The sequence below is a fragment of the Zobellia sp. 1_MG-2023 genome, from assembly GCF_030549125.1.
GTDB classification, from domain to species: Bacteria; Bacteroidota; Bacteroidia; order Flavobacteriales; family Flavobacteriaceae; genus Zobellia; species Zobellia russellii.
This window is the reverse complement of the sequence record NZ_JAUOSY010000015.1, coordinates 1-24,404: the sequence shown is the minus strand read 5'-3', so window position 1 is coordinate 24,404 and position 24,404 is coordinate 1. Positions and strand designations below refer to the sequence as shown.

The 24,404-nt window shown below is 36.8% G+C and carries 26 protein-coding genes and 1 tRNA gene; 8 read left to right on the top strand and 19 right to left on the bottom strand.

All coding sequences use genetic code 11. The annotated features are described in order from the left end of the window. Positions 1 to 119: 119 nt before the first annotated feature. From Q4597_RS19435 to Q4597_RS19385, 10 genes are all read right to left on the bottom strand, one after another. A complete protein-coding gene (locus Q4597_RS19435; RefSeq protein WP_303407771.1) occupies positions 120 to 965 on the bottom strand; it encodes a hypothetical protein in 846 nt (281 codons plus the stop codon). A 41-nt stretch (positions 966 to 1,006) separates the two neighbouring features. Next, the gene (locus Q4597_RS19430) at positions 1,007 to 1,555 is read right to left on the bottom strand and encodes a DUF3575 domain-containing protein (RefSeq protein WP_303407770.1); all 549 of its coding nucleotides are present in this window, start codon (positions 1,553 to 1,555) and stop codon (positions 1,007 to 1,009) included. Between the two features lie 474 nt (positions 1,556 to 2,029). Beyond that, the gene (locus Q4597_RS19425; protein WP_303407769.1) at positions 2,030 to 2,413 is read right to left on the bottom strand and encodes a VOC family protein; all 384 of its coding nucleotides are present in this window, start codon (positions 2,411 to 2,413) and stop codon (positions 2,030 to 2,032) included. Positions 2,414 to 2,674: 261 nt separating this feature from the next. Continuing rightward, the gene (locus Q4597_RS19420) at positions 2,675 to 3,472 is read right to left on the bottom strand and encodes a hypothetical protein (RefSeq protein WP_303407768.1); all 798 of its coding nucleotides are present in this window, start codon (positions 3,470 to 3,472) and stop codon (positions 2,675 to 2,677) included. Positions 3,473 to 3,563: 91 nt separating this feature from the next. After that, positions 3,564 to 4,388, bottom strand: a complete 825-nt coding sequence (locus Q4597_RS19415; protein ID WP_303407767.1) for a carboxypeptidase-like regulatory domain-containing protein — start codon at positions 4,386 to 4,388, stop codon at positions 3,564 to 3,566. Positions 4,389 to 4,688: 300 nt separating this feature from the next. Beyond that, positions 4,689 to 5,171, bottom strand: coding sequence for an immunity 22 family protein (locus tag Q4597_RS19410; protein ID WP_303407766.1), 483 nt, complete (start codon positions 5,169 to 5,171; stop codon positions 4,689 to 4,691). Positions 5,172 to 5,743: 572 nt separating this feature from the next. Next, on the bottom strand, positions 5,744 to 6,871 hold the full coding sequence (gene xerA, locus Q4597_RS19405) for a site-specific tyrosine recombinase/integron integrase (RefSeq protein WP_303407765.1): 1,128 nt from the start codon (positions 6,869 to 6,871) through the stop codon (positions 5,744 to 5,746). A gap of 867 nt (positions 6,872 to 7,738) precedes the next feature. Further along, entirely contained in the window at positions 7,739 to 8,524 is a 786-nt protein-coding gene (locus tag Q4597_RS19395; RefSeq protein ID WP_303407764.1) for a hypothetical protein, read from the bottom strand. Beyond that, the gene (locus tag Q4597_RS19390; protein ID WP_303407763.1) at positions 8,521 to 9,918 is read right to left on the bottom strand and encodes a site-specific integrase; all 1,398 of its coding nucleotides are present in this window, start codon (positions 9,916 to 9,918) and stop codon (positions 8,521 to 8,523) included. The genes Q4597_RS19395 and Q4597_RS19390 overlap by 4 nt, the downstream gene beginning before the upstream one ends. Before the next feature lie 110 nt (positions 9,919 to 10,028). Next, positions 10,029 to 10,102: transfer RNA gene (locus tag Q4597_RS19385), tRNA-Met, on the bottom strand. A gap of 136 nt (positions 10,103 to 10,238) precedes the next feature. Between Q4597_RS19385 and Q4597_RS19380 the strand changes: the two genes are divergently transcribed. Together Q4597_RS19380 and Q4597_RS19375 are read left to right on the top strand one after the other, a co-directional pair. Next, positions 10,239 to 10,622 (top strand): START-like domain-containing protein, encoded by a 384-nt coding sequence (locus Q4597_RS19380; protein WP_215440691.1) that lies wholly within the window; start codon positions 10,239 to 10,241, stop codon positions 10,620 to 10,622. 57 nt (positions 10,623 to 10,679) lie between these two features. Further along, positions 10,680 to 11,522 carry an aminotransferase class IV gene (locus tag Q4597_RS19375; RefSeq protein ID WP_303407762.1) on the top strand — a complete coding sequence of 281 codons (843 nt, stop codon included), beginning with the start codon at positions 10,680 to 10,682 and terminating at the stop codon, positions 11,520 to 11,522. 15 nt (positions 11,523 to 11,537) lie between these two features. On the opposite strand, the gene Q4597_RS19370 is transcribed toward Q4597_RS19375, so the two are convergent. The 5 genes from Q4597_RS19370 to Q4597_RS19350 all read right to left on the bottom strand — a co-directional run bounded on the left by Q4597_RS19370 (position 11,538) and on the right by Q4597_RS19350 (position 16,122). Next, positions 11,538 to 12,098: a YqgE/AlgH family protein gene (locus tag Q4597_RS19370; protein WP_215440689.1), complete on the bottom strand. Its 561-nt coding sequence runs from the start codon at positions 12,096 to 12,098 to the stop codon at positions 11,538 to 11,540. Between the two features lie 113 nt (positions 12,099 to 12,211). Continuing rightward, positions 12,212 to 12,484 carry an HU family DNA-binding protein gene (locus tag Q4597_RS19365; protein WP_038233355.1) on the bottom strand — a complete coding sequence of 91 codons (273 nt, stop codon included), beginning with the start codon at positions 12,482 to 12,484 and terminating at the stop codon, positions 12,212 to 12,214. Positions 12,485 to 12,658: 174 nt separating this feature from the next. Further along, positions 12,659 to 13,606 (bottom strand): methionyl-tRNA formyltransferase, encoded by a 948-nt coding sequence (gene fmt / locus Q4597_RS19360; protein WP_303407761.1) that lies wholly within the window; start codon positions 13,604 to 13,606, stop codon positions 12,659 to 12,661. Between the two features lie 36 nt (positions 13,607 to 13,642). Further along, positions 13,643 to 15,541 carry an ATP-dependent DNA helicase RecQ gene (locus tag Q4597_RS19355; protein ID WP_303407760.1) on the bottom strand — a complete coding sequence of 633 codons (1,899 nt, stop codon included), beginning with the start codon at positions 15,539 to 15,541 and terminating at the stop codon, positions 13,643 to 13,645. Continuing rightward, on the bottom strand, positions 15,541 to 16,122 hold the full coding sequence (locus tag Q4597_RS19350; RefSeq protein ID WP_303407759.1) for an ATP-binding protein: 582 nt from the start codon (positions 16,120 to 16,122) through the stop codon (positions 15,541 to 15,543). Before Q4597_RS19350 ends, Q4597_RS19355 begins: the two co-directional genes overlap by 1 nt. Before the next feature lie 69 nt (positions 16,123 to 16,191). Here Q4597_RS19350 and Q4597_RS19345 point away from each other — a divergent pair, with 69 nt between their 5' ends. The 4 genes from Q4597_RS19345 to Q4597_RS19330 all read left to right on the top strand — a co-directional run bounded on the left by Q4597_RS19345 (position 16,192) and on the right by Q4597_RS19330 (position 18,888). After that, the gene (locus Q4597_RS19345; protein WP_215912210.1) at positions 16,192 to 16,479 is read left to right on the top strand and encodes a DUF493 family protein; all 288 of its coding nucleotides are present in this window, start codon (positions 16,192 to 16,194) and stop codon (positions 16,477 to 16,479) included. An 81-nt stretch (positions 16,480 to 16,560) separates the two neighbouring features. Then, positions 16,561 to 17,217 carry a DUF4290 domain-containing protein gene (locus Q4597_RS19340; RefSeq protein WP_289039583.1) on the top strand — a complete coding sequence of 219 codons (657 nt, stop codon included), beginning with the start codon at positions 16,561 to 16,563 and terminating at the stop codon, positions 17,215 to 17,217. 16 nt (positions 17,218 to 17,233) lie between these two features. After that, positions 17,234 to 18,541: a UDP-N-acetylglucosamine 1-carboxyvinyltransferase gene (gene murA / locus Q4597_RS19335; protein WP_215440678.1), complete on the top strand. Its 1,308-nt coding sequence runs from the start codon at positions 17,234 to 17,236 to the stop codon at positions 18,539 to 18,541. Between the two features lie 26 nt (positions 18,542 to 18,567). Next, positions 18,568 to 18,888: a GNAT family N-acetyltransferase gene (locus tag Q4597_RS19330; protein WP_215440676.1), complete on the top strand. Its 321-nt coding sequence runs from the start codon at positions 18,568 to 18,570 to the stop codon at positions 18,886 to 18,888. A 53-nt stretch (positions 18,889 to 18,941) separates the two neighbouring features. Here the strand turns inward: Q4597_RS19330 and Q4597_RS19325 are convergent, their stop codons facing one another. Further along, positions 18,942 to 19,391, bottom strand: coding sequence for a VOC family protein (locus Q4597_RS19325; RefSeq protein ID WP_303407758.1), 450 nt, complete (start codon positions 19,389 to 19,391; stop codon positions 18,942 to 18,944). A 298-nt stretch (positions 19,392 to 19,689) separates the two neighbouring features. Here Q4597_RS19325 and Q4597_RS19320 point away from each other — a divergent pair, with 298 nt between their 5' ends. After that, the gene (locus Q4597_RS19320; protein ID WP_289064037.1) at positions 19,690 to 20,739 is read left to right on the top strand and encodes a DUF6340 family protein; all 1,050 of its coding nucleotides are present in this window, start codon (positions 19,690 to 19,692) and stop codon (positions 20,737 to 20,739) included. 8 nt (positions 20,740 to 20,747) lie between these two features. Here the strand turns inward: Q4597_RS19320 and Q4597_RS19315 are convergent, their stop codons facing one another. The 3 genes from Q4597_RS19315 to Q4597_RS19305 are packed head-to-tail and all read right to left on the bottom strand — an operon-like array spanning position 20,748 to position 23,261. Further along, positions 20,748 to 22,058, bottom strand: coding sequence for a deoxyribodipyrimidine photo-lyase (locus tag Q4597_RS19315; RefSeq protein ID WP_303407757.1), 1,311 nt, complete (start codon positions 22,056 to 22,058; stop codon positions 20,748 to 20,750). Positions 22,059 to 22,061: 3 nt separating this feature from the next. Further along, positions 22,062 to 22,754, bottom strand: a complete 693-nt coding sequence (locus Q4597_RS19310) for an SDR family NAD(P)-dependent oxidoreductase (protein WP_303407756.1) — start codon at positions 22,752 to 22,754, stop codon at positions 22,062 to 22,064. Positions 22,755 to 22,763: 9 nt separating this feature from the next. Next, positions 22,764 to 23,261, bottom strand: coding sequence for an SRPBCC family protein (locus Q4597_RS19305; RefSeq protein ID WP_303407755.1), 498 nt, complete (start codon positions 23,259 to 23,261; stop codon positions 22,764 to 22,766). A 155-nt stretch (positions 23,262 to 23,416) separates the two neighbouring features. On the opposite strand from Q4597_RS19305, the gene Q4597_RS19300 reads away from it, so the two are divergent. Continuing rightward, positions 23,417 to 24,404: hypothetical protein (locus Q4597_RS19300; RefSeq protein WP_303407754.1), on the top strand; the 988-nt coding region annotated here is incomplete at its 3' end.

Here is a 24,404-nt window from a genome sequence, read left to right as displayed (position 1 = left end):
CAGACATAAAAAAAGCCCCGTAAAGAGGCTTATATGAATCCGTTCCGTGGAGAATCAACGGCTTGTGCAACGGTTACCATTGTTGTAAAATGTTTTTTCTGCACAGATGCCCCAAATGGCTATTGTTCTTTAAATTCAATACTTTTTATTTTCAGATATTCCCAAATTGATAGCATATTGCCAGACTTTGATATATCTGAAAAATCCTTTTGAGACATACAATATGTTAGAAATCCATCAATCTTAACTTCAGGAATATCGAAATTTTCAGACATTGTTTTCTTTGAGAATTTTGCGATTATTTCTTCTTCTAACTCTATATTTTTCTCGCGGATAACTATCTCTTCTAGTGATTTGGTTTTACCAGAAATTCTATTAATTGTTTTATCTGAGTTTACCATAACGCTTATTTTGAAGAACCCTAAAAGGGTTTTATCAAGCTTCAATATCTCTTCTATTGTCATGAGTCTTGCATATTCACCCCTATCTGCGACTAAAAGTAGTCGTTCACTCTGGAGCATTACCTTTACATCTGCATTTGGCAAGCCCAATGTCGAAGAAGTAACAACGGGTTCTATACCGAGACTATTAATGTCTTGTTCTAGTTTACCCGATAGATTGTATGGTGTAACGGTAACTTCATTTAAATTTATAATGTTTTCTACAAGATTTACGACGACTGAATTTCTTTGAAAAATGGTTTCCGTAATGATAATTTCTTTTGTTAGGTATTGAACTGCGGTAAATCGAATTGAATCTCTCAACCTTGCCTCAATGGTAAAGCCCCCCAAAGAATCAGTAATTGTGGACTCTTTTGAATTTAAGTTGATAATTAATACGTTTGAAACATCATTATTAAGACTTTTAATCTTACCGCTTATTTGTTTGGTCTTCTTTTGACTTGATAGGGTATAGCTTGTCAATAGGATAAACAACAGCAATAAAAATCTTAAAGGTTTCTGCAATTTTTAGATTTTGAATTATAGTGAAGTGACTTGGTATTAATTTAAAATCGGTAGCCTACATTTATTCCAAATCTATTAACTTGGCTATGGTCAGTTTTATCTGTATTGAATAAAGTTTTTCCAAATCCAAAAAAGGCTTCAAAAACAATTCCTTGTTTGGTAATCCATTTACTACCTAATGTTAAACCAAGGGACAAATCAATAACATCAGGACCTTCGTTCAAAGTGAGATTTCCATTAATATCGGCTAACTGTTTTCCGTCGGTTGAGCCAACTGTTGTAAATCCTTCAACAAAAAAACCCGAAGCATATTTTTTGCCAAAATATCTTCTGTAGAAAGGCGAAATTAGAAAATTTGTGTCTTCATCATGTTTTTGACTAAACACGTATAGACCCGAAATTCCCAAAGAAGATTTTCTATTCAAATTTCTTTCATATGCTAAATCCAAAAGACCTAATGGAGTAAAAAGGACATTAAGCTTTAGTTCATTTTTCTTTTCAAACGGGCTTGTGCTAATGGAATTTTGTTCTTGCGCTTTGGTAGTAAATACTGTGAACAAAAGTATGATTACTATATAATCTGTTTTCATTAATAAAGTCTCTACGATGTTCTACAAACCTATATTAATTTGATTTTGAAAACGTTAAAGGACTTTAAATGTTAAGTTAAATTAAATGTAAAAAAGGATTATTGTGAAAAGTAGGGGAAATAAAGTTGGTAGCTAGAATGTTTTCTTAAATGTTTTACAATGTTCAGGCTATGATTAGTGCGGTGGGGAAATCCAGCGGATTTCCTGTCTCGCGCTAAGCTAAAACTTTGGGTTTTGCTTTTTCTTTTTTTTTGTCTAAAGCTAAATCCCAAAGATTTAGCGACATCATAAATATACACAGAACTTGGCTTTTAAACCTTAGCCCGCATTAATTATAGGCATTGTTGTCATTAGTGATTTTGCGTTCTGCTTGGCACGTTTTACTTGCGTAACTATTACGTTTTGATTGGTTGTTTCCGCAATCAAGTTAGAAAGTCCATCGACATAACAATTGCGTTTGAGTAAGTTGTGCATTTACTTAAAATCCGAGATTTGCTTTTCGAATTTAGAACTGTCTTTAAATGCACATAAATTACCGTCAGGGTCTCGGAATTTTGCAATGGTACCCCAAGAATGTTCTTGATAGTCAACTTCTATATTATTCGAAGTCAATCTATCCGAAAGTATTTTTACATTTGGAACATTCATACGCAAACACATTTTTGTCCGTTCCGTTCCAGTTTTTTGTCCATCATATTCGTCATCTAACTCCACCATCAAATATGCTTGTCCGAATTTAAAACAAGTCAGATTTTTGCCCTCAAACATTTTTTTGAGACCTAGAATATTTTCATAAAACTCCACACAATTTTTGTATTCAAGAGTATATAATATTATTCCAGTTCGGTTAAATTCCATTACACGATTTTATTTTTTCATCATTAATGACAACGGTGACGGCTATGGCAAGTAGGGCAGGTAAGGAAACTTTTCGTTTCCGTCTGGTCTGCAAGCCAAAGCTTTTTGTTTTGTAATTATCTTTTCTTTTTTAATTGCCAAATCCAAAAGATTTGGCGGACTTAGCAAATAAGCCCAAGCCATTAAATATAGCACTTTATGCCCTATTTGCTATAGGTATTGTTAGCCATAGTTATTTTCGCAATTATTGTTTAGATGCACCTAATCTTTGCTGTAATCCGTTTGACTGAATTCAACACTTTTATTTTTTAAATGTTCCCATACTTCCGTCGTACTTCTTTTCGATAATTCTAAAAAGTCATCTTGAAGTAGGCAATAAGTAAGAAATTCATCTATTCTCGTTTCGGGAATATCAAAACCTTTAGACATTGATTTTTTTGAAAACTTGGCAATGATTTCTTTCTCCAGTTTCATTTTTTCATCGCGGACAACCATTTCTTCAAATGCCTTGGTTCTCCCCGAAAGTCTGTTCATTATTTTATGTGTATTTATTGTTAGGGCTATTCCATAATAATTAACATAATTTCCTCTATCAGCCTCAATAAGTAGTCGTTCACTTTGGGTCATTTTTTCAATATCCGCATTGGGCAAATCCAAAGTTGAGGAGGTGATTTCAGGAGTGATAGTTAATCCTTTAAGGTCTAAATCTATTTTACCTGTAAGATTGTATGGTGTGACCGTTACTTCTTCGAGGTCGATAACATTCTCGACAAGATTTACGAGGAATAAATTTGTATCAAATATTTTTTCCGAGATAATAATTTCTTTCGTTAAATATTGAACTGCTGTAATACGAAGTGAATCTTTTAATTTCACTTCAATTTTGAATTGACCCAAGGAATCAGTTATTGTTGATTTTTTAGAATTTAGATTAACAATTAATACATCGGAGACATCATTGTTAAGATTTTTAACCTTGCCATTTAACAACCTTGTTTGTTCTTGACTAAAAGTAAACAAGGTTGTTAATAACATTAAAAAGCTTAAATATTTCTGCAATATTTGGTTTTTATAGATTTTGTAAAATACTTTTTTGGAAAAGAGTTATTGATTCTTTAATATTATCTTAGAAACTATTTCTAGCGCTCAATCAATACTTTACGGTATAGTTAAATCCAATTCCGACCGTACTGGATTTTGTCCATTCTCCCTGGCTAGTATATCTGTACGCCATAGTATTACCCAATAATCCTGCTGAAAAGAATACTTCCTCCTCTTGTTTTTGATTTTCTAACAATTCAATTGTACAATAGAAATCTTCTTCCACAACTATATCGTATTTCTCAAGGTCTAAGGTGAATTGCCCTTCTTTGATCTTTACTGAGAATATTATATTCTCCTTTACTATTTTCTCGTTAGGTATTCCGTCTTTTATGTTATAAAAATTCAGCCGAAATTTCACTTTTTCACTCGTGTTTGATACAACATTTGCATGAAATTTTTCGATGTATGTTGGACTGTCTTTAATTTTCACTTTTATTCCAACTTCGTTTCCAGCTACGGCGTAACTAAATGCACCTTTCATTTTTTTAGATTTAGCTTTATTTCCTAAAATTTTCTCTTTCAGTTTTTTGTTTGTAACCACAACTTCGTCCAATTCAGTAATTACAGGTAGAAGTTTGATTGTTGGATTCTTTTTCAAAGTTGCGGCAAATTCCTTTGCGAGAATTGATTTTGGTTGATAACCGATTGAGGATATTTTTATAGTATCGTTCATTAATTTAGAAGGAATTCCGAATTCAAATTTACCTTCCTCTGTTGAGACCGTTCCTTTGTCTTTTTTCACAATTCCAATATTCACATATGGAATTGGCTCGTCCGTCTCCGAATCTTTTATAATTCCCTTCGTTGCATTTTGCGCTAAAAGTGAAATACTGAAAAGAGAAAATATAATATTGGTTCCTATTTTTTTCATAATTATGGCTAACGTTTAGTATAAGAAACGTAGGGCAGTTAAAAAGCACTTTCGTTTCGATTTATTACTTAGCTAAATATAAATATTTTGCTTTTATTTTTTCTTCTTTAAACGCCAAATTTTATATTTAGCGGACTTTGTTAATATCCACAGACCTTTCGGTTTAGCACAAAAGCCCTATGTTTTTTATACATTGTTAGCAAATGTTATATCTTCCCATTTTAAACTAAAGTCAGCTTTCAAAATACTCATTTTTTTTTAAACTTAATTTCAAGTTCAATTTATTTTTGCTTATTATGCCTACATAAATGGACTTTTAATTTCTCCAAAATATATTAAAGTTATTTCATTGGAATTAAAGGATTGTGGTGATTTTACTTTGTTGTTTAATGAAGGGAAGTCATATGATGACATCACTAATGTGAAATTTCCATTTTCATTAAAATCACGAAACATTTCATCAAACTTTATCAACCAATCTTTGTTTTCTGAATATGAATAGAGGTTTTTCCTAACTTCGGATTTTATTTTAAAGTGATGGTCTTCCATAAAATCGTGGTCTAACCATTGTTCATTTTGAGTTTCAATAAATTCAGATAAAGGACTATCATCATCATTTTCATTATATATTTCTTGAAAAAAATTAGATGATATTTCCTCTGTTGCAAAATTTCCAATCCAAAATTGGGTCATCTGCTTGATTTGAGATTCCTTATTGATATTATTTTCATTAGATTCAGGTTCTTTGGAGTCTTTGGAGAATAATTTACTAAATAGTCCCATATTTGTGTTTTTTATATTTGCTAACGACTGGTGTATAAGTAGTGGCCGCTTTCCAGGCTAATATGTTTTCGGGCCATTGCTTATAATACCTGTTGTAAGTGGTTTTATTTTAATTTTATCTTTCCCTAAAATTAGGAATAAATACCATTGATAGTTTGCCATAAGACAATAGCAGGGTCTCTTTTTGCTGAGACTCCCGTTTTATATTAATCCATATAGCTAATATGATTAGTGTAAAACGGGGCTTAAACTCCTCTAAATGGGCAGAAAACCAATAAAATCCCACTTGAAATTTGACTTTCTCAAAATTTTTACCGTCCTTTTACAAGTAGTTTTTAACGTGTCAACGTTCTGAGAGCCAGCTCTCAACGCTGAAAGCTAAACTACTTGGGAAATATCCGCCGAAAGAGTCGAATATTACCTTGATCCTTTTCTGCCCATTTAGGGATTCCGACTTTTTATATCCACAATATAACTCAGGTAATCCTCAGCTAAAAGAACAATGGCGATGGCAAATTACTTACAACGTAGGAATATAGATCATATGATCTATATATTTTTTATATGCGGAACTAAGATAAGAGATCTTTTACGCCTTTGAACGAGGTTTCTGCTACATGAGTGTAAATTTCCGTTGTTTTGGTGCTGCTGTGGCCCAGCAACAATTGGATGTGCCTTAAATCGGTTCCATCTTCAAGTAGGTGGGTCGCAAAACTGTGGCGCAACATATGAGGTGTCACCTTTTTTCGGATGCCTGCTCTCTTGGCTGCGCTTGTGGTAAGTTTTAGCACACTCGAAGCGGTATAGGGTTTTTGATCGGGGCCCTCAAAGAGATAGTTTTCTGGTCTGTATTTCTTGTAATACACTCGTAAATTTATCAGAAGTGTGGGACTCAGAACCGTCATCCTATCTTTATTGCCCTTGGTCGCTTTTACACTGATAAGCATTCGCTCACCATCTATATCATCTATTTTCAGGTTCAAAAGTTCGCTTCTTCTCAGTCCTGCCGAATATAGTAGGGAAACGATACAGCGATGCTTTAAGTTGTTGGTATTTTCGATAAGGCGTAGAATTTCTTCTTTTGAGAGTACTTTGGGCAATTGTTTTTGCCTAATAGGTCGTTCAATGTTGTAGAATCGGTTGGGCATGCCCATGACCACCTCAAAATAGAACTTGATACTGTTCACGGCCTGGTTCAAATAAGAGTGTGAACGGCCGTCCCTTGTGAGCTTTTGCAAATACGCTCTTATTTCTAGTTCAGTGATGGCATTGGGTGGTATGCCGTGAAAATGATTGATAAATATCTCAAAATGGTGAACATAGGTCTTTACCGTATTTTCTGCATATCTCCTTAGTTCCAATTTGTCAAGATAGGCAATTGGGCACCTCTTGAAACCTTCTTTCATATCTCTGTTCCTATACCATGAAATGTTCTTTGGTATTTCCGGATTGAGACCGGTCTTGTTCTCGAAAAAATAATTTCCGTTGATCCATACCTCTCCCCTGAACGTTTTAAAAAGAATAGCAAGATTTGCCCTATTGTTCTTGATATGGTACATTCCGTATTCATCGTGCCAGCTGATACCGGGCAACCTATCTGCGAGCGCCTGGATTACTTTATCCGATTTGAACTGGAGGCCAATGTGTTTTCTGTTATTGATCAGCAAATGCCGTAAGGTAATACTCCTGCCCTTGAACATGTTGTTTTTATTGCAAATTCACTAAAACATACTATTTAACCGTATCTTAAGCGAATAATGTTCGAATAATCATTCGTTTAGATACTACAAGGATGCGAATACAAAAGGATTGTTTGAACTGTCAACGAGAACTTACGGGCAGAACCGATAAAAAGTATTGCGACTTGCATTGTAAGAGCGCGTTCCAATATAACAAACAAAAGAAAGACCCGGAGCGATTTTACAATAAAGTGGATAACCAATTAAAATTGAACCGGAGGATTCTTAAACAATATAACAAAGGGGGCAAGGTAACGATAAGATGCAAGGTTCTATCGGACCTGGGGATTCGATTCCAACTTTTTTACCCACTATTGGAAGAACAAAAAAGGAGATGTATATTTTTTCATTTATGAATACGGTTTCTTAAAAAAAATCGAATACGGAAAAGAAAAATATATTTTGGTTACATGGCAAGAGTATATGAACAAGGGAATGTAAAGGGAGGAACTGAGGTTAATTGATTGTCTATCAATATAATTGGCATTGATAGTAAACTTGGGTTGTTGTTCCAGTATGTCCTTCGCTAAGGTATGGTCAATCCTCCTTTGCCCGTACCCCATTACAAAAATAGGGTTACTATTAGTATTCTTTTTAAAATATATGGTTAAACTAACTACGTAGTTAACCATATGGTAGCAACCACAGCTATGGTTGCCCAATGTCTACTTTAGAACAAAATAAGGTTACTTTTTACAGCTTATAGGGTGGTATCTATAAAAAGTATGGTTGCGCTTTATATTTTACGTGGTTAAAAAGTAAGGAGATATTAGACCAATATAATCAGGACAGTATAAGACAACCATATTTTGGCCTATATGTATGGTGCTATTTTGACGACTTGGAGAAAACTGAATTTAATAGGAAGTCTATGGCCTCATCATCGGAAATGATAGCGTCTTTTTTCTTTCGATCTGTACTTTTCTCTTTTAATTGTTGAGCAATTGGTAGCTTATTCTCAATTTTCTTGGGCGTGTCGTCCACCGTTTCAAATTGAAATTGATCGTTCAATGTCAGTAGAATCCTAAGTGATGCCTCAAATTTCAACGTTTCGTCCAGTAAAGGAAACTTGCCGATTAGGGAATCCTCAAAATATGCCGCGTTTCCGATCAAGAAGTGGGTCAGGGGCACCGCCACTTCCGCAGCAAGACGCTCCTGTAGTGCCTCCTTCCGTAGCTCAAAGAGCTCTATTTTCTTTGCTCTACGTATGCTTAGGTGTCCACTTGGCAAAGTTATCGGTCTAAGTATATCAAATTCATTTTTAGTGGCAAGTTGGGCTATCCTTTTATAATGCTCCAAAGCAACTTTTCGAGTATCACGTTCGTCGAGGCCCATAATATCCTCTTCGTACACATAATAAAAACCAATGAGGCTATTTTCGATTACATCTTCGTACACATCCACTATATAGCCATAAAATTCCTCGGTCATGTCAGGGTCGGGAACGTAAACGGTTTCACTGTTCTTCAGGGAAATGGCATTAGGTCTTCCATAAACGGACAGCGGTATTCTTGTTACCTCTTGGAGTATTCCCCGTGAGAGCTGTATACGAGTGAGCTCGTCCATTGTCAACGAGTTCAGGTTCAAATCCTTTAAAAGTCCAAAGTAGCTCATTTGTCGGTTTTGTTGATGGATCGGTTCAATAGGTTCGAGTAATCCTGGGGTAGCTCGGCATCTATGTCCCTAAGGTATTTTTCAAGTGCATCAAGGGTGGCATGGCCTGTAATGAGCATCAGTTTGCTCTTGACCTCTTCCGGTGTTCCCGTTTTTATCATCTCACGGTAAAGCATGGTTATATACGTATGTCTGAAACTGTAGAGACCATATTCATTGCCCAATTTAAAATGGTCCTTTACTTTTTTAAAGCGTTTGGAAAAGTAGTTGCGCTTGTCGTTATCGGCAAGGTTCCACTCTCCGCCAAAGCCCTGTGGAGTGAACAGGGAATGTTTGGCGTCCATCTTGGAAAGGTCCGGCAATTGGCCAAGCATTATATCCGGTATGATCTTTATCTTAACGGGCTTGTTCTTGGCCTTGACATATATTTTCTTGTCCTTAATATCAATATCACCCACTCTGAGGCGACATATTTCTATGGGCCTCAACATATTATAGCTGACCATTTGGACGAACATCCGCATCAAAAGATCGTTGTTCTTAAGATGTGAGTCGATTTCCGTCAGCTGTTTCGGTGTATAGGTCTTGTTTCGCTTTGGAACGGATTTCAGTATGTTTATCTTACGTATAAAGTTGTCATCGATCAGTTCATTGTTCTCCAAGGTGCCGAAGAGCGCACTGAGAGCGGTTCTGGTATTGTTCCTGTTTCTAGGGCTGGAGGTGCGCAAAACATCGTTCAGGTGGCGCACTACGGTCTTTTTATCGATGTTTTTAATATCGGAGACATCCACATCATTTTCTGCAAGCCATCTTTCAAACTTTGTTATTCGGCTTTTCTGCTTCTTGAACGAATTATCGTTCAGGGTGCTCTTTTTAATGTTCAGGCCCAGTTCCAAAGCTTCGGCCACTGAAACTTTGTTCTCGTCCACCACCTTGATTTCTATTTCGGAAATAGATTCTAGATTTGATTTAGCATTTTCATTGGAAAGTTCAATACGCTCTCTGTTTACTACTGCCGTAGGTCCTTTGTCCACTTCTTCCTTCCCCGGTAAGTTATTTGTCGGGCGTTCTTCTTTAATTGGTCGCCCTCTAAATTCCGCTTCCAATTCTGTATTGTCTTTATAAGGGTCAAATCCGGCTTCCAACAATAGAAGGAGATTTCGTTGTAAGACTTTTAAGAATTGTAATCGTTTAGTTTTGCCCTTGAAGCGGTTGGCTCCGGCTTTGATAAAGGGTTGTTTTTTTAGTTTGCCGGTATCAGGGTCCCTGAAAGAGAAATATACGAACCAAGCCTTGGCAAGGGCATCGTTACGTTGGTCTTTAGTGAGGGCGGACCACTGGGTGATATCGACACCACCTGTAAAGATTTTAGGTTCGGTGTAGTTCAATTTCATTTTAAAAGTGTTTACGTTTTCGTTTACGGAACGTAATAAAAGGGAAATACAAGACATAAAAAAACGGATTGTAGTACACAATCCGTTAGTTTATAGCATTTTAAGCCTTGTAGCGAGAGGGGGGCACGATCCCCCGACCTCCGGGTTATGAATCCGACGCTCTAACCAACTGAGCTACCTCGCCGTATTGTTATTTCTAAACGGCTGCAAATATAAAGTTTATTTCTTGTTCTTGGGCAATACTTTGCTAAAATTATTCTATCTCTTTTATTTTTTTATCATAAGGAAATCTATATATTGCCCATCGTAAACACTTAAGAATGGACGATAAAATAAAATTTGAACTAGAATTTGTAATACAATCTTCGCCACAGTTGCTATATACGTACTTGTCAACCCCGTCAGGACTTTCCGAATGGTTTGCCGATAATGTAAACTCCAGAGGTGAAATGTTCAGTTTTATATGGGACGGTGCCGAAGAGGAAGCAAAATTATTAAAGCGAAAAAGTGATGAATTTGTAAAATTCGCCTGGGTAGACAATGAAGACGATTCATATTTTGAATTAAAAATAATTGTTGATGAAATTACCAAGGATGTATCACTATTTATAACCGATTTTGCAGAGGAAGATGAAGTAGATGAGGCCAAAATGCTTTGGACCAATCAAGTAACGGATCTTAAACAGGTTTTAGGCTCTAAGTAACCGTATTCTTCTAATATCATCTTATATTTGGTCCCGATAAATTATCGGGACTTTTTTATGGTTAGCTACAACGGAAATCTACTAGAGGAAAATATACAATTTTTAGACCACCAGAACAGAGGGTTACGTTATGGTGACTCCCTTTTTGAAACCATGAGAATGGTTAACGGAAAACTCTTTTTCTGGGAAGATCATTACCTTAGGTTAATGGCTTCTATGCGTATTCTCCGTATGGAAATACCAATGGAATTCACTATGGAGTTCTTGGAGTCTAAAATAGGTGAGGTAGTAGAGGCGAATGATTTAGGAGGCCAATCTAGGGTTAGACTCACTATTTTTAGGGAAAAGGGAGGTCTTTATCTACCAGCAACAAATGAAATCAGCTATTCTATAGAAGCTTCGCCACTTAAAAGCCCTTTTTACATGTTAAGTGAAGATTCTTATGAGGTGGAACTTTTTAAGGACTTCTACGTAAATGCAGATATGTTATCTACCTTAAAAACGAACAATAAGATTATAAATGTGGTAGGAAGTGTTTTTGCCAAGGAAAACGATTACCAAAATTGTCTTCTATTGAACGGTTTGAAACAAGTAGTAGAAGCTTTAAATGGCAATATTTTTCTTGTAAAGAACGGGGTAATAAAAACTCCTCCGTTAAAAGATGGTTGCCTTAATGGTATTGTTAGAAAGAAACTAATCGATATTTTGAGCAAAATTGAGGGTTATGAATTTCAAGAAGCCTCCATATCTCCTTTTGAACTGCAAAAGGCAGATGAATTGTTTATTACAAACAGCATTGTGGGTATACAGCCGGTTACCAAGTACAGGAAAAAGGAATTTGGGAATGCAGTAGCAAAGGAACTTTTGGGCAAGTTAAATGCAACGGCACGTCTTTCTTAAGACTAAGGTGCAGCTTTAATTTAAGCTTGGGTTTTCAGGAGAATTGGACCAAAGAAGATAATCACCGCCCAGTTCTACCATTTTCTCTTTCCAAAATGCTTCGGAAGATTTATGGATCAGGGAGCTTTCATAGTCATTTTCTACAACGATCCAAGATTTGGAAAGTAGCTCTTTGTCCAATTGGAATGAAGACCAACCTGAGTAACCAAGGAAAAACCGGATATCATTTTCCGATATTATTTTTTCGTTGATAAGGCCAATGGTATTCTCAAAATCTCCTCCCCAATAAATACCATCGGAAATCTCAATGCTATTGGCTATTAAATCCGGGACTTTATGAATAAAATAAAGATTGTCCTGCTCAACAGGACCACCGTTATATACTTGAAACGGGATTTCTATTTCGGTTATAAGCTCGCTAATGGTGTACTCTAAAGGTTTGTTTAAGATAAAACCAACGGATCCCTCTTCGTTATGCTCCGCTAAAAGAACTACTGAACGATTAAAGGACACGTCTCCGGTTAAGGTCGGTTCGGCAATTAGGAGCTTGCCTTTGTTTGGTTTCAGATCTACCATAATTATATGAACTAGTTATAACTAAAATAAGACATTTCTTATAAAAAGCAAATACGAATAAAAAAAAAGCGTCTACACTGTAGACGCTTTTCTTATAATATGGCTCGTAAGTCTTAGTTTACTGAATTAGCCAAGTCAGATCCTGCTTTGAACTTAACAACGTTCTTAGCTGCAATTTTGATGGTTTTACCCGTAGATGGGTTTCTTCCTTCTCTTGCATTTCTTTTTGATACTGACCAAGATCCAAAACCAACTAAAGAAACTCGGTTACCTCCTTTAAGAGAACCTTCAACATTTCCTAGGAAAGATTCCAATGCTTTTTTTGCTGCGGCTTTTGTGATGCCGGCGTCTGCTGCCATTGCATCGATCAATTCTGTTTTGTTCATAATTTAATTAATTAATTGTTGTTAAACGTATTTTAATGTTAAACAAATTTATACGGATTTGCTTCCAACGCAAGTAAATTGGGGGGAAATCGGCGTTTTTGTTAATAACTATAGGCGTTTGTTGATAAAGTAGGGCTTTTTTTACGCTTCTCGCAGCCCAATGATACTAGGGCTTTACGCCATTTTAGCATTTTTTTGCAAGTTTAGGCCATTTAGAACATCGGTTACTTTCATTTTTCTCTTACCTGGTAATTGCATTTCCAATAGGTTAATATAGCCTCCGTCTACTGCAATTTTGAGTTCCTTTTTAGTAGCCTCTATTTCTCCTACTTGTAATTGATGGTCAGTTTTTTCCTTCGCAGTGGCATAGATTTTTACAAAGATCTTTTCTTCCCCATTTATCAAGTTGGTCCAAGCACCGGGGTAAGGGCTTAATCCTCTTATATGGTTATATATATCATTTATAGGAGCATTCCAATTAATTTCGCACGTATCCTTATGTATCTTAAAAGCTTCTTTTAATTCTTTTGTAGTGGGTTGAGCTATAGTGGTCACCGGGCCTTTGGCAATGGCTTCTGCCGTCCTTAGAACAAGGTTGGCTCCCATGACCATTAATTTGTCATGTAATTCCCCGGCAGACATATTTTCGTCAATATTCGTACGGTCTTGCAAGATAATTTCTCCGGTGTCTATTTTATCGTCTATAAAGAAAGTGGTAACCCCTGTTTCTTTTTCTCCGTTCATTATGGCCCAGTTTATAGGCGCAGCCCCTCTATAATCCGGCAAAAGTGATGCATGCAGGTTAAAAGTACCGTATTCCGGCATGGCCCATACAGCTTTGGGTAACATGCGAAAAGCAACCACAACCTGAAGATTTGCATTTAACGCCTTTAATTCGCTTAAGAAATCATCATTTTTAAGATTGGTAGGCTGGAGTACTTTTAGATTGTTTTCTAGGGCGTACTTTTTTACGTGCGATTGTTGCAGGTTTCGCCCCCTTCCGGCAGGTCTGTCCGGTGCCGTTATTACACCTACCACATTATAGTTGTTTTCTACAAGTGAGGCTAAAATGGTAGTGGCGAACTCTGGGGTTCCCATAAAAACGATGCGTAAATCTCTCATTGTGTTCTCTATTTTTTATTTCGAATGAAGTAAAACCTATTTTAGTGTATACTCGTTTTTGGTATTGATTGTAATATCTCCATCTTCTAGCATAAGCTGTAGTGCCCTTAAAACAATGGGTTCTTTATAGGTCATGGCACGTATGATTGCTCTTGAAGTATATGGTGATTCTAATAGCAACGAGCTAATTTCTTTTGATACTTGGTCAAAAGTTGGTTTTTGTATAATCCCTTTTGACAGGCAGACATCGCACTTACCGCAGTCTGCTGTGTCTTTTTCTCCAAAGTATTCTAAAATCTGCTTGCTCCTACATATAGTGGTGTTCTTAACGTAATCTATCATTTGGAAAACCTTTTCGGTTTTCACTTGGTTCTGCTCCTTTACTTTTTTTGCAAAGACATTTATAGTAAGGTCATCTTCGCGAGGTACAAGAAAGGTAATTTCCAGATCGCTCTGGTGGGCTTCAAACGTTATGATGTCGTCTTTCTTCATTTGTTCCAGAACTTTAAAAATATGTTGTTCCGAAGTATTTGTTTTCTTAGCCACCAAACTTGGGTCTATTTTGGTCTCAAAGTCAAAAATACCACCGTAAGTCCTTAAAATGGTTTGGATAATATTGGCGGAGCCTTTGTGCATATCCAAGTAATCAAAAATAGTGTCCTTGTCCGATATAAACTGAACCAGTGTTTTTTTTGAAAAGGATTCCGATAGGGAAATTACCGAGTTTCGGTCTAATATTTTTAATCCGTTATAGGCTAGAAATGAATTTAAACTATAGATTCTAACAAATTCATTAAAATTGAATTGAAACGTTTCATGACTTCCTTCGCCATATCCTATTCTGAAGAAATTATTGAGTTTGTTGTAGATTTTTTTTAGAAAAGCGGTGTCCGGAAGCACACTTAAAAACTGATTCTTTAACTGCTCTTCGTCATTAGGGTTGGTAATAAGAACGGCCTCTGCTGGTTGGCCGTCACGTCCCGCTCTACCGGCTTCTTGGTAGTAGTTTTCAAGACAATCCGGTATTTGGTAGTGGACCACCAAGGAAACATCAGGTTTGTCAACTCCCATTCCAAAAGCGTTAGTGGCCACCATAATCCGTATTTTGTTGGTTAGCCAAAGATTCAACTTTTTCTCTTTTTCTTTTTTGGGAATTCCCCCATGAAAAAAAGTAGCACTACACCCTTTGGAATTTAAAAATTGTGAAAGCTCTACGGTGCCTCTTCGGGTGCCCACATAAACAATCCCGCTTTTCTCTATTTGAGAACATAACTGGGCCAATCTGTAATGTTTGTCCTGCTCCCATAAAATCTTAAAAGCAATATTGCTTCTGGCAAAAGAATCCTTTACCACGGTAGGAGCGGTAAGGCGAAGGCTCTCAATAATGTCATCGGCAACGCGGTCTGTAGCGGTTGCGGTCAGTGCTATTACCGGAGTCTGTGGCAACAGTTTTCGTAGTTGGGCGCATTCAAGATACGCTGGCCTAAAATCGTGTCCCCATTGAGAAATGCAGTGGGCCTCGTCTATGGCTACGAGGTTTACGTTCATTTGGCGTATTTTCTCTTGGACTAATTCTTGTTGCAAACGCTCGGGAGATAGATAGACAAATTTGTATCCGCCGTACAGGCAATTGTCCAACAGGTCCAAAAGCTCATTAAAGGGAATTCCTCCAGTTAGGGCAATGGCTTTTATGCCTTTTCTTTTAAGGCTTTCTACCTGATCTTGAATTAATGCTATTAAAGGGGAAACTACGATACACAGACCTTCTTGGGCCATGGCGGGAACCTGAAAACAAACAGATTTTCCTCCACCGGTAGGTAGTAGGGCCAATACATCCTGTTTGTCAATAATGGCATCTATGATTTTTTTCTGGGAACCTTTAAAACTATTAAAGCCCCAATATTGCCGTAAAATGGATATCGGGTCTTTGTGCATTACTTTAGGTTTAGCAGTTCTAAAATAAATTGGGTGCGTTCCTCAATTGTACCTATAGGTACTAATGTTATAGGGTAACCAACATGCTCGTATGTGGTTTTGAGATGTTTATAAATGCGTTCTGCTTCCTCAAAGGATTCAAAACGTTCGTTATCCACCACATGTATTTCCTTCCAAGGCGGCATCAATAAAATCTGATCGTATTTGTAGGTGTAACAAGGTTTTTCAAAATCTGAGCTATACTCTTGCCCAAAACAGTTCATGTAGGCGTGAACATCTGGAATTCCACGGTCAAAAAACACCACCTCTCCATTTATGGAATCCGCATCAGTGTATTGCTTTATTCTTCCATCTAAAAGGTTTTGGTTAAACTTTTTAGGGTCTTTTACCGAAACTATGGGGTTAACTTCAAAATTAGTGGTTTTGTCTTCATTTTTTTCAGACGAAGTCATACTTCGGATAAGTTCATGAACACACGGAAAACCTTTCTTTTCAAGATTCTCTATAACCGATGTTTTGCCCGTACTTGGGCCACCTGTAATAACTACTTTTTTAAGATCCAATAGATAATTGTTGTTCATGCAAAAGTAATCATTCCATTATGATATTAAAATTGAGGTTGAACCGTTATCTTTGTAAAAAATGGTTATATGGACAAAGAAAATCCAGAAGCGTTCTATAAGCGCTTACGAGAGCAACTAGGAGAGAGTACAACTTGGCCTTCTAATTACTTATATAAATTTATAGTACAATCCATTCCTGAAAAAGTAGATCAAATTCATAAAATTTTTGATAATACAGGAGCTGTAATAGAATTAAAGGAATCTAAAAACGGAAAGTATACCAGTGTTTCTATAACGGTAAACATGAAAAACCCGGATGCGGTAATAGAGAAATACAAAGAAGTGGGCAAGGTTGAAGGGGTTATATCCCTTTAAATAGTATTTGAACCATAATTTTCTTAATTTGCAGACGTTATAAGAACACTTCCTTAATTTTTTTAAGCAAAAATTTTCAATTTGAATTTAGTAGAAAACCTAGAATATAACACGGAAAGGTCAAAATTGATCATTCCCGAATACGGGCGTCATTTTCAGAAAATGGTAGATCATGCCATTTCTATAGAAGACGAAGAAGAGAGAAACAAAGTGGCCCAAGCTATTATTAGTGTTATGGGTAATATTCAGCCGCACCTAAGAGATGTGCCTGATTTTCAGCATAAATTATGGGATCAGTTGTTTATTATGTCCGATTTTAAATTGGATGTAAAATCGCCTTTTCCTATTACGAGTAAAGAGGTACTAAGGAAGCGCCCTGAGCCTTTGGAGTATCCTCAGAATTTTCCAAAATACCGTTTTTACGGAAACAATATCAAGAGAATGATTGATGTTGCCGTAAAATGGGAAAAAGGAGATATGCGTGATGGGCTGGAATATGCCATTGCCAACCACATGAAAAAATGTTACCTGAACTGGAACAAGGATACGGTTGATGATAAAGCAATTTTCAATCATTTACTTGAACTCAGTGACGGACAAATAGACCTTAGTGGAGAAAACCTTACGGATAGCGGACAGTTTTTGAAAAATCGTGTAGCTAAAACTCCAAGGAACAATAATTCAGGAAAGAAAAACAACCAACGAAACAATAACAATCGCGGTAAAAAGCGATATTAATACTCCTCAATCTTACATGGGTACCTTTAAAATTGAAGGCGGTCACCAGCTCTCTGGTGAAATTACGCCACAAGGCGCTAAAAATGAAGCCTTACAGATTCTTTGTGCCGTACTACTTACTGATGAAACGGTTACCATAAACAACATTCCTAACATTGTAGACGTAAATAAGCTGATTGCGTTGCTTGAAGATTTGGGTGTAAAAATCCAGAAAAAGGCAAAAGGATCATATAGCTTTAAAGCAGATGATATAAATTTAGACTACCTACAGTCTGACCAGTTTAAAGAAGATGGTCGCGGTCTTAGAGGGTCTATTATGCTAGTTGGTCCTTTATTGGCACGTTTTGGAAAAGGATACATTCCTAAGCCAGGCGGCGATAAAATTGGACGTAGACGTTTGGATACCCACTTTGAAGGATTTATAAAATTGGGCGCCAAGTTTAGGTACAACAAAGAAGAATATTTCTACGGTGTTGAGGCCAAAAAACTTAAAGGCACTTATATGTTGCTGGATGAAGCATCCGTAACAGGTACTGCTAACATTCTCATGGCAGCTGTTCTTGCCGAAGGAAAAACAACAATTTACAATGCGGCCTGTGAGCCTTACTTACAGCAGTTGTGTAAAATGCTGAACCGTATGGGCGCCAAGATTTCCGGTGTGGGGTCAAACCTTCTGGAAATTGAAGGTGTAGATTCCTTAGGAGGAACGGAACACAGAATGCTTCCGGATATGATCGAAATAGGAAGCTGGATCGGATTGGCGGCAATGACCAAAAGCGAGCTTACGATCAAAAATGTAAGTTGGGACGATTTGGGACAAATACCTACGGTTTTTAGAAAACTGGGTATTACCGTAGAAAAAAAGGATGACGATATATTCATACCTAAGCATACCAACGGGTACGAGATACAGAACTTTATAGATGGTTCTATCCTTACAATTGCAGATGCGCCATGGCCAGGTCTAACACCGGATTTATTGAGTATTATTCTGGTAGTTGCCACACAGGCAAAAGGAGAGGTGCTTATTCATCAAAAGATGTTTGAAAGCCGTTTGTTCTTCGTGGATAAATTGATTGATATGGGTGCTAAGATTATTCTTTGTGATCCACACCGTGCTACCGTAATTGGGCACGACTTTAAATCTACATTAAAGGCAACCACCATGGTATCTCCGGATATTAGGGCAGGAGTTTCTTTGCTGATAGCAGCCCTATCCGCAAAAGGAACATCTACTATTCATAATATTGAACAGATAGATCGTGGGTATGAAGATATTGATACACGTTTACGTGCTATTGGTGCTAAAATTACCAGAGTTTAAATCAGTGAACCCCTAGCGTCTTTCTTATGGAAAAAAGAGACTTTTCAAAAATTCCACTTGTAAATAAGAAGGGAGAGAAAGGTAGGTTTGAGATGGATGTTGATGGGGAGATAGCCTTTATGGAATATATGATTTCCAAACAGAACATCATGTACTTAACACATACAGAAGTGCCTTCATCTTTAGGTGGGCAAGGTGTGGGAAGTGCTTTGGTCTCAAAAGTATTGAAATTTATAGAGGAGAGTGGTATGAAAATGGCTCCTTTATGTCCGTTTGTGGCAGCATATCTCAAACGTCACCCGGAAGAAGGTAAAGCTGTCTTGGCTCCTGGGTATTCAATTAAGTAAAAGTTGAAAATATACTTAAATAGAGAAGAGGCCCATAAGGCCTCTTTCTCGTTTTAATGTTTTGCTGTATTGATTTCTATCCAATACTTATCCGGGTCCTGAATATAAATTTGGCGTACACCGTCTGTACGTAAAGTGACTGCATTTTCTTTACCGGGCCAATCCCAATACATGATATTGTTTTTTTCAAGATGTGCTATCATTCCGTCTAAATCTTGAGTGGAAAGGCATAGATGCATGGATTTATTCTTTTCAAAGGGCGCAAATTCCTTTTCGATTAGGTGAATCTGAGAATTTCCACTTACAATAAACCACCTGAAACCAGGTTTTAAATCAGGATGTGGCGTTTCTTCTAATTTTAGAATGTTTGCGTAGAAATCTGCACTAATATCAGAATCTTCAACGACTAGCGCAAAATGATCAATTTTAAAATCAAAAGTTTGTGCTTGAGCCAATAGAGTGGTGCCGGCTAAAAAAATAAATGCAAAAAGGATTTTTTTCATGTGGTTTGGAATAGTATGGGATTCATATAAAAACAGCTTAGCGCTGTATTTTGGGTGTGTAAGATACAAAAGCATTTTAATAATGGGAGCCAGTAACTGGTCTATACATAATTTAGAAGGTTTAAGTGAAGACTCTTAAACGTGATTCTTATAATTCACCGATAAAAAAGATGTAGTTGGTCGAGTTTATTGATTATAGCTGGGCTAAAAGCAATAATTAGGACGGGTTTTAGTTTATATCGAACCTACTTAAACTTTTTAATTTTTTGAAAAGAGATAACGATTTAACTTTTGTCCCATGAAAAATCTTAACCAACTACTTTCCGCCGGAGCTATATTACTGCTATTATCCAGTTGCGTGTCAACTAACAAATTAACAATGGGTGCTACTGAGCCAGCACGTATAAGCTTACCTTCAAATGCAGCACGGGTAGGTCTGATCAACAGGAGTATTCCGTCCGAAGAAAACAAAGTGGTAGATAAAATAGATAAGATTCTTTCTTTAGAGGGACTTAACTTGGACAGGGAAGGAGCAGAATCTGCTGTAACGGGGCTTTACGATGAGCTTACGCGCAACACTCGTTTTGAAACCATTACTATTATTGATGATACGGATATTCAACGAAAAGGGCTAGGCATTTTTCCTGCAGCTTTGGACTGGCAGTCGGTTCAAGAAATTTGCGATGCTAATGATGTAGATGTACTATTTTCATTAGAGTTCTACGATACGGATACGCGAGTAGATTATGAACTTACCACGGTAACCATACCAAATGATTTAGGCATAAAAGCTTCGCTGCCGGGTCATAAGGTTACACTTAATACCGCTATTAAAAATGGATGGCGAGTGTATGACCCACAGAACAAATTAATATTGGATGAGTATACTTTTAATGATCGTATCACATCTATTGGGTCCGGTGTTAATCCTATGAAAGCGGTTGAGGCGGTAATTGGAAGAAAAGAAGCTGTTATTCAACGTAGTAGTAACATCGGTAATTCTTATGGTTATGATGTAAGACCTTTAAGAAAAAGGGTTTCCAGAGATTACTTTGTAAAAGGTACCGAGAATTTTGTAATTGCAAAAAGACGTGCCCAGACAGGTGATTGGGATGGAGCGGCCGTTCTTTGGGAAAAGGAAGTGAATAATCCGGACGGTAAAATAGCCGGTAGGGCTTGTTACAATATGGCAATCATAAATGAAATTAACGGTGATTTAGAAAAGGCGATGGAATGGGCCTCTAAATCTTATACGGACTATAATAACGGAGAGGCACTGCGTTACGTGAACATCCTTAAATATCGTATGCAAGAAAAACGTCAATTAGAAAGACAGCTTTCCCGTTAGGTTTCGCTTTAGTTAAGTGCTTCCTTATACGTTTTTAAACACCGTTCCCGAGCTTCTTTATGGTCTACCATTTTTTGTACGTAGTCTTCCGTATGGTGCTCGGGAACCCACTTTAAAATATATTTTTTATCCTTATCGAACTTTTCAACCTGAGTCATTGGGTTAAAAATGCGAAAATAAGGAGCGGCATCAACACCACTTCCCGCTGCCCATTGCCAATTGCCCACATTGCTGCTCATTTCATAATCCAACAACTTTTCGGCAAAATACGCTTCGCCCCAACGCCAATCTATAAGTAAGTGTTTGCAAAGAAAGCTGGCGACGAGCATTCGTACTCTGTTATGCATATATCCAGTTGCATTTAATTCCCGCATTCCTGCATCAACCAATTTATATCCGGTATTCCCTTCCTTCCATTTTTCAAATTCATCTTCGTTATTTCTCCAACTTATTCGGTCATATTTCTTTTTGAACGCTTCATTTACGGTTCTAGGGTAGTGCCATAGAATTTGCATAAAAAACTCACGCCAAATAAGTTCGCTCCAAAAAACTTCATTTTTTTCGGCAATCGCCTTTTTCATCATTTTTCGGATGGACACCGTTCCGAACCGTAGATGTGGTCCTAGCAATGATGTACCGTTTTCTATGGCTGGGTAATTCCTGGTATCTTCATAATTATCAATTAGGGTTGGTGTAACCATATATTCCGGAACTTTTAAGGAGGAAGTTTTAAAACCCATATCCGTTAAAAAGAGATTTGGTAGTCTCGTATTCTGAATAAGGTTGTCTCGGTATTGTTTTGTGTAATGAATGGTTAAATGTTCATCCGGGTTAAAATGTTCTTTCCACTTATTTTTGTAAGGGGTATAGACAATGTACGGGTCACCGTCACTTTTGAGAATATCATCCTTTTCAAAAACAACCTGATCTTTAAAGGTGTGAAAAGTAACGTCGTTTTCTTGGAGTAGCTTTTTTATGCTTTCATCTCTTTTTTTGGCATAAGGCTCGTAATCATGATTTGTGTAGACTGCATTTATTTCATATTGACTAAGTAAGTCCTTGAATATAGACAAAGGTTTACCGTGGTAGATTGCTATAGAACTATGGTTTTCACTTTGAAGCGTATCTCGCATTCTCTGCAAGTTCTCGTAGATAAAAGTAACTCTGGCATCATCTTTTGGAAGGTTTTCAAGAATCTCAGAATCAAAAATAAAAATGGGCAACACTTTATAATTGCTCTTTAGGGCTTCTAGGAACCCAATATTATCGTCTAGACGTAAATCTCTTCTAAACCAAAAAATCAATATTTTATCTGCCATAAACTAACTTAAATTTAAAGTTGACATTCCTCCATCAACACCTATTATTTGACCAGTAATCCATGAACTTTTTTCACTTAACAAGAACACCGCTGTATTTGCAATATCACTAACCTCACCAATACGCTTTAAAGGGTGTCTTTGAGACATCATTTCTATTTTTTTCTCGTTACTCAGTAAGCGTTTAGCCAATGGCGTATTTACTAAAGATGGTGCAATTACATTTACCCTAATGTTGGGAGCATATTCTGCCGCCATAGATTTAGCAAAACCTTCAATTGCACCTTTAGCTGCGGAAACACTCGTGTGGTAGGGCATTCCGGAGCGAACGGCAACAGTGCTGAACAGAATTATTGCTCCTCCAGAGACCACTAAAGGTAAAATATCTTTAACTACTTTAACCATATTAAAGAAATTCAGCTGCATATCTGTTTCAAAAGTTTCCAGAGAAAGCATTTTAAAAGGCTTTAAGTTGATGGAGCCTGGGCAGTAGACAAAACCATGCAGTTCCTTGGGAAGAATTGTAGTATCTAAGACATCAGTGTTCGCGTCAAAAGGAATATGGATGGCACCTGTTCCGTTCAGTCCGTCAGATGTTCTAGAGGCAACATATACCGTATACTCATCAGCGAGTTGCTTTACTATTTGAAGACCAATACCATACGAACCTCCTATTAAAAGTATATTTTTTTTCATGGAAAAATCTTAAATCGTTTTAAATTGCAGCTCTTTTGTAGTATTCTTAAGGCTTCCAAATAGTTCTATCAATTTTTGTTCCCTGAAAGCAAAAATTTGTTTCAACTGCTTTTTAACCAAAAGTGGGTGGGCCATTTGTCCAAAAATCCCAAAAGGAATTTTATAATCTATTACATCCTCCATTTCTACGCCACCGTCAATAGGTTTAATGAAATGTTTGTGATGCCAAAGTGTATAAGGACCAAATCTCTGTTCATCTACAAAGTACTCGCCCTCCTTTACATGGGTAATTTCGGTAACCCATTTAGTTTTGTATCCAGGAAAAGGGGAAACGGAGTATTGAATAATTTGTCCCGGAAACATGGCGCGGTCATTACCTGAGAGTATTTCAAAACCCATATGTGGCGGGGTAATAACCTTAAGATTGCCTGGGTCTGATAGAAAATCCCACGCTTCTTTTACGCTTATGGGAAATGACTGTTTGGAACGTAGCTGATATAACTTCATAAAACAAATGTAAATACATTTTGTTTAACATTTTTATTTTATTGATAAACAAATTGTCTCTATTGGCAATTTGTTTGGGGTTTCATTTTCTTTTGAAAGTTTAAAGAGTTCTTTAGTGTAGCATCTATTTTGTACATTACAGGCGTATCTATGCTATGAAAAACTTACTGCTGTTTTTTCTTTTACTTTTCTCCGGTTTATTTCTATCGGCCCAAAATTCCCAAAGAGAAGTAGGTGAATTGCCTACAGAGGTATCCGAAAGTTCAGGATTGCTTTTTTTTGACGGTAGACTTATAACTCATAACGATTCTGGTAATCTTCCTGAACTTTACGAGATAGATACGCTTTCTTTTAAGGTGAATCGTACCGTAAGCATTACAAATGTTGAAAATAACGATTGGGAAGATATTGCTCAAGATGATACATTCATTTATATAGGGGATTTTGGGAATAATAATGGAGTTAGAAGGGATTTAGCAGTATATCGTATTTCTAAATCCGATTATTTAAAGTCTGAAAATGTAGTCGCAGATAAAATTGAATTCACTTATGAGGATCAGGAAAATTTTGAAAATAGTGGAAATAGTGACTGGGATGCCGAAGCTTTAGTTGTAGTAGAGAACCAACTTTTGATTTTTACCAAGCAATGGCAATCTAAGGGTACGGTTGCTTATCAACTATCTACGGAGCCTGGAAAGCATGTCGCAAAACGGTTGGATGACTATTTCGTAGAGGGTTTGGTCACAGGAGCGGAATATAATCCGTTGTCAAAATCATTGCTAATTGTAGGTTACAATTCAATTTTAGCTCCATTTATATTTAAAATTGAAGGAGCAACTTCTTCTGAGGTATTTAAAGATTCTGTTGAGAGGCTACCGATGAGTATTGAAAATGCACAAATTGAAAGTATTGCCTCTTTGGATAGTAATTCTTATTTGATGACGTCCGAGCGTTTTGAAAATGATAATCGGAATTTGTTGTTTAAGCCCAAGTTATTTGGTTTTTCTACACTTGAAAAAGAACTAGATACGGACGAGTTAGAAGATGCAGACGATGCAGACGATGCAGAAGAAGAAGAAGAAGAAGAAGAAGAAGAAGAAGAAGAAGAAGAAGAAGAAGAAGAAGAAGAAGAAGAAGAAGAAG

Coding starts and splice junctions, on each gene's coding strand:
- Q4597_RS19430 (WP_303407770.1), bottom strand. CDS start 1,555: ATGAAAACAGATTATATAGTAATCATACTTTTGTTCACAGTATTTACT.
- Q4597_RS19425 (WP_303407769.1), bottom strand. CDS start 2,413: ATGGAATTTAACCGAACTGGAATAATATTATATACTCTTGAATACAAA.
- Q4597_RS19415 (WP_303407767.1), bottom strand. CDS start 4,388: ATGAAAAAAATAGGAACCAATATTATATTTTCTCTTTTCAGTATTTCA.
- Q4597_RS19410 (WP_303407766.1), bottom strand. CDS start 5,171: ATGGGACTATTTAGTAAATTATTCTCCAAAGACTCCAAAGAACCTGAA.
- xerA (WP_303407765.1), bottom strand. CDS start 6,871: ATGTTCAAGGGCAGGAGTATTACCTTACGGCATTTGCTGATCAATAAC.
- Q4597_RS19395 (WP_303407764.1), bottom strand. CDS start 8,524: ATGAGCTACTTTGGACTTTTAAAGGATTTGAACCTGAACTCGTTGACA.
- Q4597_RS19390 (WP_303407763.1), bottom strand. CDS start 9,918: ATGAAATTGAACTACACCGAACCTAAAATCTTTACAGGTGGTGTCGAT.
- Q4597_RS19380 (WP_215440691.1), top strand. CDS start 10,239: ATGGACGATAAAATAAAATTTGAACTAGAATTTGTAATACAATCTTCG.
- Q4597_RS19375 (WP_303407762.1), top strand. CDS start 10,680: ATGGTTAGCTACAACGGAAATCTACTAGAGGAAAATATACAATTTTTA.
- Q4597_RS19370 (WP_215440689.1), bottom strand. CDS start 12,098: ATGGTAGATCTGAAACCAAACAAAGGCAAGCTCCTAATTGCCGAACCG.
- Q4597_RS19365 (WP_038233355.1), bottom strand. CDS start 12,484: ATGAACAAAACAGAATTGATCGATGCAATGGCAGCAGACGCCGGCATC.
- fmt (WP_303407761.1), bottom strand. CDS start 13,606: ATGAGAGATTTACGCATCGTTTTTATGGGAACCCCAGAGTTCGCCACT.
- Q4597_RS19355 (WP_303407760.1), bottom strand. CDS start 15,541: ATGCACAAAGACCCGATATCCATTTTACGGCAATATTGGGGCTTTAAT.
- Q4597_RS19350 (WP_303407759.1), bottom strand. CDS start 16,122: ATGAACAACAATTATCTATTGGATCTTAAAAAAGTAGTTATTACAGGT.
- Q4597_RS19345 (WP_215912210.1), top strand. CDS start 16,192: ATGGACAAAGAAAATCCAGAAGCGTTCTATAAGCGCTTACGAGAGCAA.
- murA (WP_215440678.1), top strand. CDS start 17,234: ATGGGTACCTTTAAAATTGAAGGCGGTCACCAGCTCTCTGGTGAAATT.
- Q4597_RS19330 (WP_215440676.1), top strand. CDS start 18,568: ATGGAAAAAAGAGACTTTTCAAAAATTCCACTTGTAAATAAGAAGGGA.
- Q4597_RS19325 (WP_303407758.1), bottom strand. CDS start 19,391: ATGAAAAAAATCCTTTTTGCATTTATTTTTTTAGCCGGCACCACTCTA.
- Q4597_RS19320 (WP_289064037.1), top strand. CDS start 19,690: ATGAAAAATCTTAACCAACTACTTTCCGCCGGAGCTATATTACTGCTA.
- Q4597_RS19315 (WP_303407757.1), bottom strand. CDS start 22,058: ATGGCAGATAAAATATTGATTTTTTGGTTTAGAAGAGATTTACGTCTA.
- Q4597_RS19310 (WP_303407756.1), bottom strand. CDS start 22,754: ATGAAAAAAAATATACTTTTAATAGGAGGTTCGTATGGTATTGGTCTT.
- Q4597_RS19305 (WP_303407755.1), bottom strand. CDS start 23,261: ATGAAGTTATATCAGCTACGTTCCAAACAGTCATTTCCCATAAGCGTA.